This window comes from Streptomyces sp. NPDC045955 (assembly GCF_056430805.1).
On sequence record NZ_JBWKKY010000009.1, the window covers coordinates 241,570 to 256,883 of the forward strand.

Annotated in this window: 12 protein-coding genes; 8 read left to right on the plus strand and 4 right to left on the minus strand. The window is 70.7% G+C overall.

What is annotated here, in order from left to right:
* Positions 1 to 24 precede the first annotated feature (24 nt).
* From efeU to AC07F0_RS20785, 3 genes are all read right to left on the minus strand, one after another.
* Complete coding sequence (gene efeU, locus AC07F0_RS20775) at positions 25 to 2,073, minus strand: iron uptake transporter permease EfeU (protein WP_478980789.1); 2,049 nt, start codon at positions 2,071 to 2,073, stop codon at positions 25 to 27.
* Between the two features lie 210 nt (positions 2,074 to 2,283).
* A complete protein-coding gene (locus AC07F0_RS20780; protein WP_478980791.1) occupies positions 2,284 to 2,790 on the minus strand; it encodes a MarR family winged helix-turn-helix transcriptional regulator in 507 nt (168 codons plus the stop codon).
* 143 nt (positions 2,791 to 2,933) lie between these two features.
* Entirely contained in the window at positions 2,934 to 3,539 is a 606-nt protein-coding gene (locus tag AC07F0_RS20785; protein WP_478980793.1) for a maleylpyruvate isomerase family mycothiol-dependent enzyme, read from the minus strand.
* A gap of 71 nt (positions 3,540 to 3,610) precedes the next feature.
* On the opposite strand from AC07F0_RS20785, the gene AC07F0_RS20790 reads away from it, so the two are divergent.
* The 4 genes from AC07F0_RS20790 to AC07F0_RS20805 all read left to right on the plus strand — a co-directional run bounded on the left by AC07F0_RS20790 (position 3,611) and on the right by AC07F0_RS20805 (position 8,844).
* Positions 3,611 to 4,558, plus strand: coding sequence for a LysR family transcriptional regulator (locus tag AC07F0_RS20790; RefSeq protein WP_478980794.1), 948 nt, complete (start codon positions 3,611 to 3,613; stop codon positions 4,556 to 4,558).
* Positions 4,559 to 4,653: 95 nt separating this feature from the next.
* Positions 4,654 to 5,751 (plus strand): GDSL-type esterase/lipase family protein, encoded by a 1,098-nt coding sequence (locus AC07F0_RS20795; RefSeq protein WP_478980795.1) that lies wholly within the window; start codon positions 4,654 to 4,656, stop codon positions 5,749 to 5,751.
* 128 nt (positions 5,752 to 5,879) lie between these two features.
* A complete protein-coding gene (locus tag AC07F0_RS20800; RefSeq protein WP_478980796.1) occupies positions 5,880 to 7,514 on the plus strand; it encodes a cellulase family glycosylhydrolase in 1,635 nt (544 codons plus the stop codon).
* 175 nt (positions 7,515 to 7,689) lie between these two features.
* Positions 7,690 to 8,844, plus strand: coding sequence for an acyltransferase family protein (locus AC07F0_RS20805; protein ID WP_478980798.1), 1,155 nt, complete (start codon positions 7,690 to 7,692; stop codon positions 8,842 to 8,844).
* A gap of 13 nt (positions 8,845 to 8,857) precedes the next feature.
* On the opposite strand, the gene AC07F0_RS20810 is transcribed toward AC07F0_RS20805, so the two are convergent.
* Positions 8,858 to 10,963 carry a glycoside hydrolase family 36 protein gene (locus AC07F0_RS20810; RefSeq protein ID WP_478981028.1) on the minus strand — a complete coding sequence of 702 codons (2,106 nt, stop codon included), beginning with the start codon at positions 10,961 to 10,963 and terminating at the stop codon, positions 8,858 to 8,860.
* A gap of 133 nt (positions 10,964 to 11,096) precedes the next feature.
* Between AC07F0_RS20810 and AC07F0_RS20815 the strand changes: the two genes are divergently transcribed.
* From AC07F0_RS20815 to AC07F0_RS20830, 4 genes are all read left to right on the plus strand, one after another.
* On the plus strand, positions 11,097 to 12,134 hold the full coding sequence (locus AC07F0_RS20815) for a LacI family DNA-binding transcriptional regulator (RefSeq protein WP_478980800.1): 1,038 nt from the start codon (positions 11,097 to 11,099) through the stop codon (positions 12,132 to 12,134).
* A gap of 86 nt (positions 12,135 to 12,220) precedes the next feature.
* The gene (locus AC07F0_RS20820) at positions 12,221 to 13,552 is read left to right on the plus strand and encodes an ABC transporter substrate-binding protein (protein ID WP_478980802.1); all 1,332 of its coding nucleotides are present in this window, start codon (positions 12,221 to 12,223) and stop codon (positions 13,550 to 13,552) included.
* Positions 13,553 to 13,554: 2 nt separating this feature from the next.
* Positions 13,555 to 14,478 carry a carbohydrate ABC transporter permease gene (locus AC07F0_RS20825; RefSeq protein ID WP_436730412.1) on the plus strand — a complete coding sequence of 308 codons (924 nt, stop codon included), beginning with the start codon at positions 13,555 to 13,557 and terminating at the stop codon, positions 14,476 to 14,478.
* Positions 14,475 to 15,299 carry a carbohydrate ABC transporter permease gene (locus tag AC07F0_RS20830; protein ID WP_086851056.1) on the plus strand — a complete coding sequence of 275 codons (825 nt, stop codon included), beginning with the start codon at positions 14,475 to 14,477 and terminating at the stop codon, positions 15,297 to 15,299. The genes AC07F0_RS20825 and AC07F0_RS20830 overlap by 4 nt, the downstream gene beginning before the upstream one ends.
* The last annotated feature ends 15 nt before the right edge of the window (positions 15,300 to 15,314 follow it).

The window sequence follows — 15,314 nt, forward strand, 5'->3', positions numbered from 1 at the left end:
CGTGCTGGCGGCGGTGGCCGGTGCTCACGCGGACTTCCTGATCTCGAGCAGGTCCGGCACCGGCGACAGGTCTTCCAGGAGCTGCCCCGTGGCCCCGTCGATCCGATCCTTCGCGGTCCGGCCGAGCCGGCTGACGGGAGTCCAACGGCCGTCGCGGTGCTGGGCGTCGAGCAGCGTCCGGAGCCGTGCGAGGTCCGTGTCCACGGTCGGCAGCAGATGCGGTGCCCGGGTGGTGAGCAACGGCCGCAGCACGGTGAGCAGTTCGCGGGTACCGGCGAGGTTGGCGTCGGCCGTGGCCAGTGCGGTGCCGCTGCCCTGGTCGGTGTCGCCGGTCAGTTCGAACTGGAGGGTGTTCTCCAGGATCTCGTGGGCCCGCAGGGGCAGGTCCGAGGGGTCGAAGTCCTGATGCGGGAAGGCCTTCCACAACCCCTCCGCATCGGCTGCGAGCCGACCCGCCGGGCCCTTGAGCTCACCGGCCGACCGGCCGTGCCACAGCCCGTACTCGATCCGGTGGAAGCCGGTGAAGTCCTTGTCGTGGATCCCGCCCACCAGACCGTCGGGCCGACCGTTGATCTTCCGGTCGAAGTCCTCGAAGGTGCCGTAGGCGGCGCCGAGGGAGGCGTAGGTGCGGTGCGCGGTCAGCCAGTCGACGCGCGCCCTGTCCAGATGCCCGCCGCGGATGTCGTCGCTGAGGGTCCGCGTCTCGGTGACGAGGGTGGCCAGGCCCCGGTTCACGTACGCCTTGTACGCCCGCAGCGGTCCCGCGAGGTCCCGCGCGGAGACGGGGACGACGGCCCCGGCACCGGCGGCGCCGCCGACCCGGACCGCCTTGGAGGTGACGGCCTTGCCGTCGGCGGGGACGCAACGCCAGGCGTACGTACCGCCTGCCACGGTGGCGACGAGGTCCCGGGTGGTGCCGGGGGCCAGGCCCTCGATCTCACCGTAGATCGCCTGGGTGGCCGGGTCGATGAGATACACCTCGGACGTCTGGTCCCCGGTGTTGCGCATCTGGAAGGTCTGCCGCCCCGGAGCGGGGGCGGTGAAGCCCTGACCGCAGTCCTTGGCGGAGACGGCGACCGTCTCGCCCCCGGCGGGCTTGGGGCGTGCCAGGGCGACGACGAGTCCGGCCAGGACCGTGGGCACGGCGACCACGGCGACGGGGACGAGCCAGGCGGTGCGGCGGCGAGTGGGCTCGGGTCTGGGGCTGGAGTTGGGGCTGGGGCTGGGGCTCGGGCTCGGGCTCGGGCTCGGGCTGGGAGCAACTCCCCGCACACCCCTCACGAACAGCGTCATCACCACGCCGAGATACCCGACGTACCCGGCCACCTGAAGCCACGTCATCGTCGGCGTCAGGTTGAGCACGCCCTGGAGCAGGGTGCTGTACCAGGACCCTGCGTCGACGCTGCCGCCGAGGTCGAGCACGTAGGCCGTCCCGCCGGGCAGGACCCCGCCCTCCTGGAGGTCGCGCAGCCCGTAGCCGAGCACGCCCGCGGCGATCACGATGAGGACGGCACCGGTAGCGGTGAAGAAGCGGGTGAGGTTGATGGAGAGCACCCGGCGGTAGAGCCCCCAGCACAGCACCGCCGCCAGAACGAGGCCGATACCCGCGCCGGTCAGCGGCCCGGCCGACTCGTTAGCCGCGCGGGCCGTGGTCCACAGGAACAGGGCGGTTTCCAGGCCCTCGCGCCCCACCGCCAGGAAGGAGGTGAGGACGAGCACGCCGGCGTCCATGGTCAGCGCCCCGGTGACCTTCTCCTTGATCTCGCCCGCCAGGCTGCGTGCGGAGCGGCGCATCCAGAACACCATCGCGGTCACGAAGGCGACGGCCACGATGCTCAGCGTGCCGCCGAAGGCCTCCTGGGCGGCGGTGGAGAGAGAGGCCGCGGTGAACGTCAGGACCGCTCCGAAGCTCATCGAGAGCGCGATCGCGGCCAGTACGCCGGTCCACACCTGCGGCAGACGGGACTTGGCGTCCGCCCGCACGAGGGTGGCGACCAGCACGGAGACGATGAGACCGGCTTCCAGCCCTTCCCTCAGCCCGATCAGGAAGCTGGGAAACGCGTCGTCCCACATGTGCTGCGGCCCTCCCGGCCCTCCGCCCCGGCCACCGCGCGAACGAGTTAGCCAAGGCATGCCTTACCGACGCCGACCATCATGACCTCGGCTCTCTGGGCATCAGGTCACGAATGCCTCATGGCATGGCAAAGGTACGGAGTCCGATCCGCCCAGCCATAAGCGGGATCGTCTGCTCATGACGCAAGGGCTTAAGGGCCTGCCGCAAAATCACCGATGCGGCATAACACCGGCCTCTCCCGGCAGGTGGCGCGGTCGATCATCAGCCCGGAGACACGTCTCCCCCGCGTTGCGCATCATGCGCTGCAGTACCTTCAGGGTGATCAGGTATTCCTCGTCCGGGACACCGGCATGCACTTGCGCCCGGCTGGCGCGCTGAGTCTCGGCGGCGCGCTGGTGCAGCGCCCTACCTCCGTCGGTGATCTGGAGGCGGCCGGTCCCATCCAGGACGAGCAGCTTCCGCTCCACCAGCAGGTCGATGTCGGGGGTTAAGCCGGCGCCGACGTCCAGGTTGGCCTGCTGGGCACGCATCACCTCGTCCCGGGTGGCGCCGGTCTCGCTGTGGAGCACCTGGTGCAGCACCCACCACTGGGGCTGTGTGATTCCGATGGCCGCGAGCCGCCCCCTGACGTACGCCGTAAGCGTCTTGTTCGCGGCCCACGTCCAGTACCCGATCGGCTGGTTCACCAGTTCATCGTCGTCGTGCGAGTACTCCATCACGCCACCTTCCCTCAACCGGTTCGCCCGCGCGCCGTCCGAGCGGCCATGCCACGCGGAATCGCCGGGCGCCTTGTTCACGTCGGCCGTCGACAACTGTCAGATCTCAAGTGCGGTACAGCTCAAGTGCGATGGCGCCGGCATCAGTCCTCCGCGCGCGCCGCTGGGAGCTTGCGCCCATACGCGAGCAGCAGAAGCTCCTGAGCGGGGCGCGCCACCTGGGTGCCCGTGCCGTACGACCACTCCAGGTCGGTGGCCCGCAGCTCGACATCCCCCAGGTTCGCCTTGAAGAAGCGGAGCGTACTCGGCCTGACGGTTCCCAGCACGATCCGCAGGCGATCCTCGGGGACTTGCCGCCCGAGCCCGAGCGCGACGGTGATGTCCAATCCGTGGATGACGTCGTGCCCGAGTGCCGCTGCCAGTCCGCCCACCGGCGGCCTCCAGGGATGACGGGCGTTGTCCCGCAGTGCTGTGGCGAGTTCGTGCGGGCTGAGGGCAGCGGCGTCGCGGCGCGCGGTACGGTCCGTCATCCGGTGCAGGTTGCCTCCCGCCCGGGCGAGCTCCAGCGCCGTCCTGCCAGCCGAGTACCTGAATCCCGTGCTCATGTGCGCGGCGACCTCCCGCACCCGCCACCCGCTGCACAAGGTCGGCGAATCCCACTGGCCATCGGTCAGCCCATCCAGCACGTCCGCCAGTTCGCGCCGCTCGGCCGCGATCGCGGCACGGACATCCATCGCTGCAGTCTCCATGATCACCAGCGTCTCGGACCCTCCGTCAGAAGTCCAAGAGACAGCAATTCTCACAACTAGCATCTCTGCTTATGGAGCTCCGCCAGCTGCAGTACTTCCTCGCCGTCGTCGAAGAAGCCAACTTCACCCGCGCCGCCGCCCGCCTGCATGTCGCGCAACCGGGAGTGAGTGCCCAGATCCGGCAGCTGGAGCGGGAGCTCGGGCAGCCGCTGCTGGACCGGTCCGGCCGGAGGGTGACCACGACCGAAGCGGGCGAGGCTGTCCTTCCCTATGCGCGGGCAGCACTTGCGGCCATCGAGGGGATGCGGCAGACGGTGGACGAGTTCACCGGCCTGGTTCGAGGACATGTCACCATCGGCGTGGTCTCAGGCGCGGCCACCGACGAGTACGACCTGGCCACCTTGCTCGCCGACTTTCACGACGAGCACCCACAGGTGGAGATTTCCCTTACCGAGGACACTTCGGCACGCATGCTCACCGCCCTGCGTCGCGGCGAACTCGACCTCGCCATCGTCGGCATCACCGACGACGATCCCCCGCCGGGCACCAGCCTCCAAGTCGTGATCGACACCCCACTGGTCGCCGCCATGACCCCGGAGGATCCCCTGCTCCTCCCCGCCGGCCGCACAGCGCTCCCACTGACCGCGCTCGCCGACCGCCCGCTCATCAGCCTTCCACGCGGCACTGGCATACGCGGCGTACTCGAACGCGCTTGCCGACAGGCCGGGTTCCAGCCACGCATCGCCTTCGAGGCCGCCTCGCCGAGCCTGCTGACACGCTTCGCCGCCTGCGGCCTCGGGGTTGCCATCCTCCCGGAGGTCCCGCCCGAAGCCGCAGCCGCTCTCGGCCTTCGCACCCTCCCCCTGACCTCCCCCCACCTCCGCGGCCGGGTTGCTCTCGCATGGCCGACGGACGGCCCCGCCACTCCGGCGGCAAAGGCCCTCCTCATCCGCATGCAAAAAGCCCTCCCGCGGCCAAACCCTGAGCCGCCACCCCGACTAGGAACTGTCATCAAATGATCTTCGGCTGGGACCCCGCCCCTCTTGACGCGTTAATGACAACAATGGCTTTATGCATGGGAGCGCTCCCACCTCATCCAGGGAAGGGAATCCCCATGCGCAGAACCCGCCACTCGTCCTCGCACTTACGCATCGTCCCCGTACTCGGCCTCCTCGCCGCCCTGCTCCTCCCCCTCGGCATCACCTTCGCGCCCCGCGCCACGGCCGCACCCGCGGCGGACCCCGTCCGCGTCATGCCGCTCGGAGATTCGATCACCGGCTCGCCGGGCTGCTGGCGGGCGGTGCTCTGGAACCGACTGCTGAACAGCGGGTACAAGGACATCGACTTCGTCGGCACCCTCCCGCCGCAGGGCTGCGGGCAGGCGCACGACGGTGACAACGAGGGCCACGGCGGTGAGCTGGTGACCAACGTGGCCGATCAGAACCTACTGCCGGGCAGGCTCGCGGCCACGCGCCCGGACATCGTTGTCATGCACTTCGGCACGAACGACGTGTGGAGCAGTATCTCCCCGGACCGCATCCTCGCCGCCTACACCAAGCTCGTGACACAGATGAGGGCCTCGAATCCGGACATGCGGATCCTCGTGGCGCAGCTCATCCCCCTGAACCCGGCCACTTGCGCCGCCTGCGCCCAGCGTGTCGTGGACTTCAACGCACGGATCCCCGACTGGGCCCGGGCCACCGGCACCAAGCGCTCCCCGATCACCGTGGTCGACCAGTGGACGGGCTTCAGCACCGCCACGGACACCTACGACGGAGTCCACCCCAACGCCTCCGGTGATGACAAGATCGCCGCCCGCTGGTTCCCGGCCCTGGCGGCGGTCCTCGACGCGGGCGTCCCGGAGAACCCCGGCGGCCCGGGTGAACCCGCGGCCTGCACCGCCCGCTTCCGGGCTGTCTCCACGTGGCAGGGCGGCTACCAGGGAGAGGTGACCGTCACGAACACGTCCGCCTCCGCCGCCTCGGGCTGGACCGCGACGGTCGTACCGGCGGACGGCGCGCGCATCGGCCAGCTCTGGAACGGCACCCTCACCACGGCGGCTGACGGTACGGCCACCGTCACGAACGCGGCGTGGAACGGGGCGCTGTCGCCCGGCGCGAGCGCCACCTTCGGCTTCGTCGCCACCACCCCGGCAACGGCCGGCGCCCCGGCGGCGACCGTCACGTGCACGGCGAAGAGTTCCACCGACTGACACCCGGCCCGGACCAGGAACCAGGACCAGCCCGGCAGCACACTCACCGCACTCACCGCTGCCTCCCCGGGACCGGACGCGACCCGGAACAGGCCCCATCCACCCCCACCCCCACCTCTGGAGCCGCCATGAGACCCCGCACCGCCCCCACCCCGCGCGTGGCCACCGTGGCCGTCGCCCTCCTCGGCCTCCTGCTCTCCTTCCTCTCCCTCGGCACACCGGCGCACGCCGCCCCCACCGGCTTCCGCATCGACAAAGGCCGGTTGCTGGAGGCGTCCGGCAACGACTTCGTGATGCGCGGCGTCAACCACGCCCACACCTGGTTCCCGAACCGGATCAGCTCCCTCGCGCACATCAAGGCCAAGGGCGCCAACACCGTCCGCGTGGTCCTCTCCAGCGGTGACCGCTGGACCCGCAACGACACCGCCGACGTGGCGAACGTCGTCTCCCAGTGCAAGCAGAACCGGCTGATCTGTGTGCTGGAGGTGCACGACACCACCGGGTACGGCGAGCAGAGCGGAGCCGTCACGCTCTCCCGTGCCGCCGACTACTGGATCAGCGTGCAGGGCGCGCTGACCGGTCAGGAGGACTACGTCATCGTCAACATCGGCAACGAGCCGCACGGCAACACCGGCTACACGGCCTGGACGGCCGACACCAAGGCGGCCATCCAGAAGCTGCGCAACGCCGGGTTCGACCACACGATCATGGTCGACGCGCCCAACTGGGGCCAGGACTGGGCCTTCACGATGCGCGACAACGCCGCCTCCGTCTTCGCCGCAGACCCGGACGCCAACACGATCTTCTCGATCCACATGTACGGCGTCTTCGACACGGCAGCCGAGATCACGGACTATCTGAACCGGTTCGTGACTGCGAAACTCCCCATCGTCGTCGGCGAGTTCGGCCACGACCACTCGGACGGCAACCCCGACGAGGACACCATCCTGGCCGTCGCCCAGCAGCTCCACCTGGGCTACCTCGGCTGGTCCTGGAGCGGCAACGGCGGCGGGGTCGAGTACCTGGACATGGTCACGAACTTCGACCCGGACCAGCTCACCAGCTGGGGCCGGCGGCTTTTCAACGGCGCGAACGGCATCGCCGCCACCGCCAAGGAGGCCGCGATCTATTCCTCGGGCGGTGGTGACACCACTGCCCCGACGGCTCCCGGTGCCCCCACCGCCACGGGGGTGACCTCCTCGTCCGCCACCCTGAAGTGGGGCGCCGCCAGCGACGCGACCGGCGTCACGGGTTACGACGTGGTCAGGGTCAGCGGGGGCGGCGAGACGGTCGCCACCAGCACGGCCACCACGTCCGCCACCCTGACCGGCCTGTCCCCCGACACGTCCTACACGTTCGCCGTCTACGCCCGCGACGCCGCCGGCAACCGTTCGCCCCGCTCGGCCACGGTGACGTTCACGACGTCCTCCGGCGGTTCGTCGGCGTCCTGCGGCGTCGGCTACCGGGTCACGGGCAGCTGGCCCGGCGGCTTCCAGGGCGAGATCACCCTGCGCAACACCGGCACGTCGGCGATCAACGGCTGGACACTGCGCTGGACCTTCCCGGACAGCCAGCGCATCACCAACCTGTGGGGCGGAACGGCGACGCAGAGCGGCTCCGAGGTCAGCGTCGCGGCCGCCTCGTACACCGCGACGATCCCCGCGGCGGGCTCGGTCACCCTCGGCTTCACGGCCTCCCGCGCGACGGCGAACCCCAGCCCGACGGCCTTCACGCTGAACGGCGCGGCCTGCTCGGTGAGCTGACCGGGCGGTATCACCCACCTGGGTGTGATCCGCGCAACATCCACACCAGAAAGCGGTTTACGCCAGGCCGGAGTGGTGAGGCGGCGGGGATGTCGCACCGGCACCCCACCGCCGTCACTCCGGCCAGACGTGTACCCGCCCGTCCGTGCCCTCCGCGTCGTGCGCGGGAGGTGCGATGAGCGAGGACACCCTGCGCATACGGGCCGTGGCGACCAGGAGCGGCGAGACCGGGGCAAGTACCTCACGCGCCGCCGCCCCGCCGAAGCAGACCGGGCAGCGCGACGCGTTCTTCGACAACGCCAAGTACCTGGCGATCGTGCTGGTGGCGGTCGGGCACGCCTGGGAGCCGTTGCGGGACGGCAGCAGGACCGTCAGCGCGCTCTACATGGTCGTCTACGCCTTCCACATGCCGGCGTTCATCGTCATCTCCGGCTACTTCTCGCGCTCCTTCGACGCGAGCCCGGGGCGGGTCAGGCGTCTGGTCACCGGGCTCGCCGTGCCGTACGTCGTCTTCGAGACGGCGTACACGCTGTTCACGCGATGGACGGACCAGGAGCCCGACCGGCCCGTCAGCCTGCTGGATCCGCTGTATCTGACGTGGTTCCTGGCGGCGCTGTTCCTCTGGCGGCTGACCACGCCGGTGTGGCGGCACGTGCGGTGGCCGCTGCCGGTCGCCCTCGTCATCGCGATGCTGGCGACGCTCTCGTCGTCCGTCGGCAACGATCTCGACCTGCAACGCACCCTTCAGTTCCTGCCGTACTTCGTCCTCGGTCTGCTGCTGAAGCCGGAGCACTTCCGGCTGGTGCGCCGCCGCTCGGCGCGGGTGCTGGCCGTGCCGGTCTTCGCCGCCGCGGTCGTCGTGGCCTACTGGGCGGTCCCGCGGATGACCGGCGCCTGGTTCTACCACCGCGACAGCGCCGAGGAACTGGCCGCGCCCGCCTGGTACGGGCCCGTGATGACGCTGGTGACCTTCGGCTGTTCGCTGGTCCTGGTCGCTTGCTTCCTCGCGTGGGTGCCCGGGCGCCGCGCCTGGTTCACGGTGCTGGGTGGGGGGACGCTGTACGGCTACCTGCTGCACGGCTTCGTCGCCCAGGGGTCCAAGTTCTGGGGCTGGTACGAGCCGGCGTGGGTCCACGGGCCCGTGGGCGTGGCCGTGGTGACGGTCTTCGCCGCGGTGCTCGTGACCGCGCTGTGCACGCCGCCGGTGCGGCGGGTGTTCCGCTGGGTCATGGAGCCCGACATGGCGTGGGCGTTCCGCCGGGACGCGCATCGGCAGGCACGGGAACGGAATGCCGTCCGCGAGGGGAGCGGGAGCACGGTACGCGGCTGACGCGGGCGCCCGCCTACCCGTCCCGCGTGAGCCGGATCAGCAGCGCGCCGGGCGTGCGCGGCACGGACACCGTCAGCCCGTCCCCGTCCCAGACGGCCCGGCCCGCCTCCGCGGAGGACGGGTGCAGGACGTCCGCACGGACGGTCCGGCCCGCCATGTGCCGGACGGGCACGCGCAGTTCGGCCGGTCCGCCGCGCCGCCACACCGACAGGTACGCCGTGCGGTCTCCGGGGACTTTCAGCCCCAGGGCGAGCCACTCGTCCGTCCAGCCGGGCAGGCCGAGCGGCCAGAACGGCAGGGCCCGCGCGAGGTCGCCGCGGATCGACTTGTAGGCCGCGACGGCATCCCGCACGAGGGCCAGCTGGTGGTCCGACATGCGGTCGAGATGGCCAGAGAGGTGGATGCGGCCGAGCAGTGCCCCGCCGAGGGTCGTGGTGATCAGGTCGTCGTCGAAGCCGGGCTGCGGATAGGCCCAGACGGCACCCTGTTCGGGCGGGACCGCGGTCGGCGCGGCGGCGGCGATGGGCGGGTAGCGCAGCGGGTCCTGCTGGTCGCTGGTGGACTGCAGCTGGGCGACGGCCAGGGTGGCGCCGTCCATGCGCATACCGCCCGAGGCGCAGTTCTCCACGACGAGTCCGGGGTGGCGGTCCAGTACGCCGGACAGCCAGTCCAGATAGGCGTGGGCGTGCCCCAGCAGCCCGGCTCCCGGTGCGAGGTCGCCGGGGCCCTGGGTGCCGGGGTCGACCACGATGTTGTAGTCCAGCTTGAGGTAGCCCACGCCCCAGTCGCCTACGATGCGGTCCACGGTCTTGTCGAGGTGGGCGCGGGCGGCCGGGTGCCGCAGGTCGAGCTGGTGGCGGCCCTGTTCGGCCAGGCGCACGCCGTCGCGCTGGAAGAACGCCTCGTCGGGCAGTTCCGCCGCGACGGGGCTGCGCACCCCGACGACCTCCGGCTCCAGCCACAGCCCGGGGACCATCCCGCGCTCCCGGATCCGGTCCAGGACGGCCTGGATGCCGCCGTCGGGGAAGCGGCGCGGCGAGGGCTGCCAGGCGCCGACGCTGTCCCACCAGCCCCGGGTGTCGTCGTCGTACCAGCCCGAGTCGATGCAGAAGTACTCGGCGCCGGCGTCCGCGGCGGCGTCGATCAGCGGCCGCAGCTTGGCCGTGGTCGGGTCGCCCATCAGGGTGTTCATGTAGTCGTTGAAGACGACGGGGAGGGCGGTGTGGTCCGGGTGCGGGCGGCGGACGGCCCGGCGGTAGGAGGTGAGGGCGCCGATCGCCGTGTCGAGACCGGACCCGAGCGCCACGGCCCCGTACACGGTGGTGAACTCCTCGCCCGGGGCGAGCCGGACCCGCCACTGGTGTTCCGCGTCGGTGGGGCCGTTCAGCGCCAGGTAGGTGCCGTGCGCGCGTTCGCCCACGTCCCAGCGCCAGCCGGCCGGGGACTCTACCTGCCAGACCCAGGCCCGGCCACCACCGCGCTCCGTCAGCGCGCCCATGGCCAGATGCCCGTCGGTGGGCCAGCTGCCGCGCCCGGTGAGGGCGAGGGCGGCCCGGCTGTCGTGCTGGTGGACGTCGACGTGGATGTCGGCGACGGCGGCACGCAGCGGCTCGGCGTACCAACGGCACTCGGCGAGCCAGTCGTTGCGGGCCCGGTGGACGTCGAGGGCGTCCGGGGCGGGCAGGCCGCCCAGCAGGAGGCTGCTGACGGACTGGACGATCAGGGGCGCACTGCCCTCGTTGCGGAGGCGGACGCGGGAGCGGAGGACGGACACTCCGGTGGGTGAGGCGAGTTCGACGAACGCCGTCAACCCGGTCGCCGGGTCGTGGAGTTCGACGGTCAGCCACTCCCAGCCGTCACGTCTCTCCGTCCGATGAGTCCGGTAGGCGAGCCGGGCGCCGAAGGCCGTGCCGGTGAAACGGGGACCGGACCAGCCGCTGCCGTGGCCGAGGGCGGTGAGCTCCACGAGCGGCAGCGCGGAGTGCGGGGCTGCGGGGAGGTCGTCGTCGGGGTGGGCCAGCCGGACCAGCCGCAGGGTCGCGTCGGCGGCGACGGCGAACCCGGCCCGGAGAGTTTCATGCCCCCAAGTGAACTCGTCCTGCCGCTGGTTGGAGGCCATGCGCGCCGCATCCGCCGTGCCGGTCAAGGTGCTCCCCCTCCTGACCCCGTCCCGCCCTCGGGGAGCGGAGGTCCGCGTGAATCCCTCGTTACGGTCTCTTGACGACCCAAGTGTGACCGGTCACAATCCTCGCATGAATGTGACCGGTCACACAAGGCGCCCGGCGAGCATCAGGGACGTCGCGACCGCCGCGGGGGTCTCGTACCAGACGGTCTCGCGCGTGATCAACGGCCATCCCAGCGTCCGGCCGTCCACCCGGGAGCGGGTGCTCGCCGCCATCGAGGAGCTGGGCTTCCGCCGCAACGCGACCGCCCTCGCCCTGGCCAGCGGGCGCAGCCGGGCCGTGACCGTGCTCACCGCGAACACCACCCACTACGGCTACGCCTCGATCCTCCAGGGCATCGAGGAGGCCGCCCGCGCGGCGTCGTACGCGGTCGGGATCGGGGTGCTGGAGTCGGCCGAGGACGCGGCCGTCGCCGCCGAGGTGCAGCGCGCGGCGGACGCGGGCGGCGGGATCGTCGTGATCGCGTACGATCCGGCCGGTGTCCGGGCGCTGGAAGCCGTGCCCGCCGGGCTGCCGGTGGTGGGCGTGGTCGAGACCCCCGCGAGCCCGCCCGGCGGCGACCGCCCGTGGGTGTGGGCCGACGACCGCGAGGCCGCCTACCAGGCGACCCGCCATCTGCTCGCCCTCGGCCACAAGACCGTGCACTACGTGGCCATCCCGTCCAGCACCCGCCGCACCAGCGCCCGCACCAGCGGCTGGCGGCAGGCGCTGAAGGAGGCCGGCGCCCCGGAACCCCGCCCCGTGCAGAGCAGTTGGGGGCCGGCGGGCGGGCACGCGGCCGGGCTGAAGCTGGCGAAGGACCAGTCCGTCACCGCGATCCTGTGCGGCAACGACGATCTCGCGCTCGGCGTGCTGCGCGCCCTGCACGAGTCCGGCCGCTCGGTGCCGGGCGAGGTCAGCGTGGCCGGCTTCGACGACGCCCCGCACTCCGCGTTCCTCACCCCGGCGCTGACGACCGTACGCCTGGACTTCACCGGCCTCGGGCGGTCCGCGTTCGCCCTGCTGCACGGCGCGCTGGAGGAGTCCGCGCCGGTCGCCCCGCATCCCGTGTCCGTGCCGGAACTGGTGGTGCGGGAGAGCTCGGGGCCACCGCCCACCGGCGCCTGAACCACCGATGCCTGAACAGCCCGCACAGGCCCAGCAGTTGTGAGTCCCGCTTTGTGAATCGAACCGCCTGCTCCGAAAGGCACGAGATGAAGACAAGAGCTCTCCCCGCCCTGGCGCTGATATGTGCCGTCGGCCTGGCCGCCACCGCGTGCAGCGACCCGACCGCCGGGGACTCCGGCTCGGACGGTTCGGACGCCAAGCGGACGGCGGTGAATCCGACCGCCCGGCTGGACGGCGTGAAGCTGACCATGTGGACGGCGCAGAACACGGTGAACGCGCCCAAGCAGGTCATCGACGCCTTCGAGAAGGCCACCGGCGCCAAGGTCGACACCCAGGCGATCCCGGACCTCTACGAGCAGAACGTGCCGACGAAGCTGGCCTCCGGCGACCGCCCCGACCTGATGTTCTGGCAGCCGTCCATCTCCACGCTGCCGTTCGTCCAGCCGAAGCAGAACCTGCTCACGCTCGACGGGGAGCCGTGGGAGGCCAAGCTCGGCGACACCGAGAGGTCCCTCGGCGTCATCGACGGCAAGCGGTACGCGGCGATCGTCACCAGCCCCGCCATGCTCGGCGTCTACTACAACAAGGACGTCTTCAGGCAGGCCGGGCTGAGCGAGAAGGACTTCCCCAAGTCCTACGACGACCTGCTCGCCCTCGGCCGCAAGGTCGTGGACAAGACCGATGCGGCCGCCTTCTACGAGGCCGGCGGCGACAAGTGGCCGCTGCAGTGGCAGATGCAGGTCCAGCTCACCGACCTCGACCGGCAGTGGTGGGCCGATCTGAACGCCGGCAGGAAGAAGTGGACCGACCCGGTCGTCGTCGGCGCGATCAAGAAGTACAAGGAGAAGCTGCTCGACGCCGGGCTCGCCCAGAAGAACTACCGGACGGGCACCTTCACCGGGCAGGCCGACGCGCTGTGGAAGGGTGACGCCGGCATGGTCCTCAACGTCACGTCCTTCCAGAGCCAGTTGCAGGCCAAGTACTCCACCGCCGAGCTCGACAAGAAGATCGGCTGGTTCCCGGTCGCCAACTCCTCGGCCACCGGCCTGTACTCCCCCGACCAGACCAACGGTGTCGTCGCCTTCAAGACCGGTGACGACAAGCGGCAGAACGCCGCCCGGCAGTTCCTCGCCTTCTGGCTCGGCCCGGACTACCCGGACTACATCAAGACGATGAAGATCCCGTCCGTGCAGCCGTCCGTGCCCACCCCCGACGGACTGCCCGAGGCGTCCAAGGCCCAGGTCGCGGCCCTGCCGAAGGCCATCGGCGTCTTCCAGGCCAAGGCGATCGTCGCCCCCGACACCCACCTCTACCTGGCCGACATGATCTTCGGCAAGAAGAGCCCGCAGCAGGTCGCGCAGGCGATCCAGGACCAGTTCGCGCAGGTGGCCAAGGCCCAGGGCGCCCCCGGGTTCTGACCATGGCGGACACGGTCGTACGTACGCGCAAGCAGCCGACTGCACAAGGCGCACCGAAGGGCGTGGGACGGCTCCCGCGCGCCGCCGTGCACCACCCCTGGTGGTTCGCGCTCCCCGCGATCGTCGTCTTCGCGGGCTTCTTCCTGGTGCCGAACCTGCTGAACTTCTACTACCCGTTCACCAACTGGTCCTCGTACCACGCGGACATCGCCTTCACGGGCCTGGACAACTTCAGGACCATCGCCGAGGACGGTTCGCTGCTGCGGGCGATCCGCACGACCCTGGTCTACGCGCTGCTGGCGGCGCTGTTCCAGAACGGCTTCGGGCTCGTGCTGGCGCTGCTGCTGGAGGACGACAGCCGCTTCAACCGGTTCTTCCGTGCCGTCTTCTTCCTGCCGGTGCTGATCTCGGCGCTGGCGACCGGTTACGTCTTCCAGGCGCTGCTCGACCAGGACGGGGCCGTCAACTCCGTTCTCGGGACGGACGTTCCGTGGCTGGGCTCGACGACCTGGACGCTGGTGATCGTCACGCTCATCCACGGCTGGAAGTGGATGGGCCTGTCGATGCTCATCTACCTGGCCGGGCTCAAGGGCATTCCCGGCGAGATGCTGGAGGCCGCGAAGTGCGACGGCGCGGGGCCCTGGCGGACCTTCTGGTCGGTGCGCTGGCCGATGCTCGCCCCGGCCGTCACCTTCAACGTCACCACCGCGCTGATCGGTTCGATGAACACCTTCGACATCGTGCAGGCCACGACCGGCGGCGGTCCCGCGGCCTCCACGGAGGTCTTCAACATCTACATGTTCCGGATCTTCGGGCAGGGCCTGTACGCGCAGGCGTCCGCGATGAGCCTCGTCCTGTTCCTGGTGGTGGTCGCCGTGGCGATCCCGCTGGTCGTGGGGCTCCGGCGAAGGGAGCAGCTGCTGTGACCGCGGTGTGGCGGTACGGCCGCCCCTCCCTTGTCGTCCTGCTCGCCGCGCTGGCCGTGGGTGTGCCGCTGTGGCTGGTCGCCGTCACCTCGGCCAAGCCGCAGGCCGAGGCGATCAAGCCGAATCTGGACCTGCCCCGGCAGTGGCAGCCCGCGAGCAACTACGCGGACGCCGTCAGCCAGGGAGAGATGCTGCGCGGCTTCCTCAACTCGCTTCTGGTCGTGGTGCCTTCGGTGGTCCTGGTGCTCATCCTGGGCGCGGGCGCCGCCTGGGTCTTCGCGCGCCGCAAGTCGAAGCTGGTCTCGGCGGCGTACGCCCTGTGCATCAGCGGACTGCTGCTGCCGCCCGCCGTCATCACCATCGTGATGGAGCTGCGGCAACTGGGCCTTTCCAACACCCGCCCCGGCATGATCGCCGTCTACACCGGGATGTACCTGTCGACGTCGATCTTCTTCATGACCGGCTTCATCCGCGCCATCCCCATGGAGCTGGAGGAGGCGGCCCGGATGGACGGGGCGAGCCCGTCCCGCATCTTCTGGCGGATCGTCCTGCCGCTGCTCCGGCCGGTGATCGCCACCGCGACGATCATGGTGATGCTCTACGCCTGGAGCGACATCTTCTACGCGTTCTTCGTCCTCGGCGGCGGAGACCGGGCGACCCTGCCGCTCAACCTCTACCAGGTCGCCAGCGCCCAGCTCTACCTCAACAACTGGCATCTCGTCTTCGCGTACGTCGTGGTGATGAGCCTGCCCATGGTCGCCGTGTTCCTCGTCGGCCAGCGAAAGATCGTGTCCGGAATCACCAGTGGAGCCGTGAAGTGACTGGAGGTCCAGCAG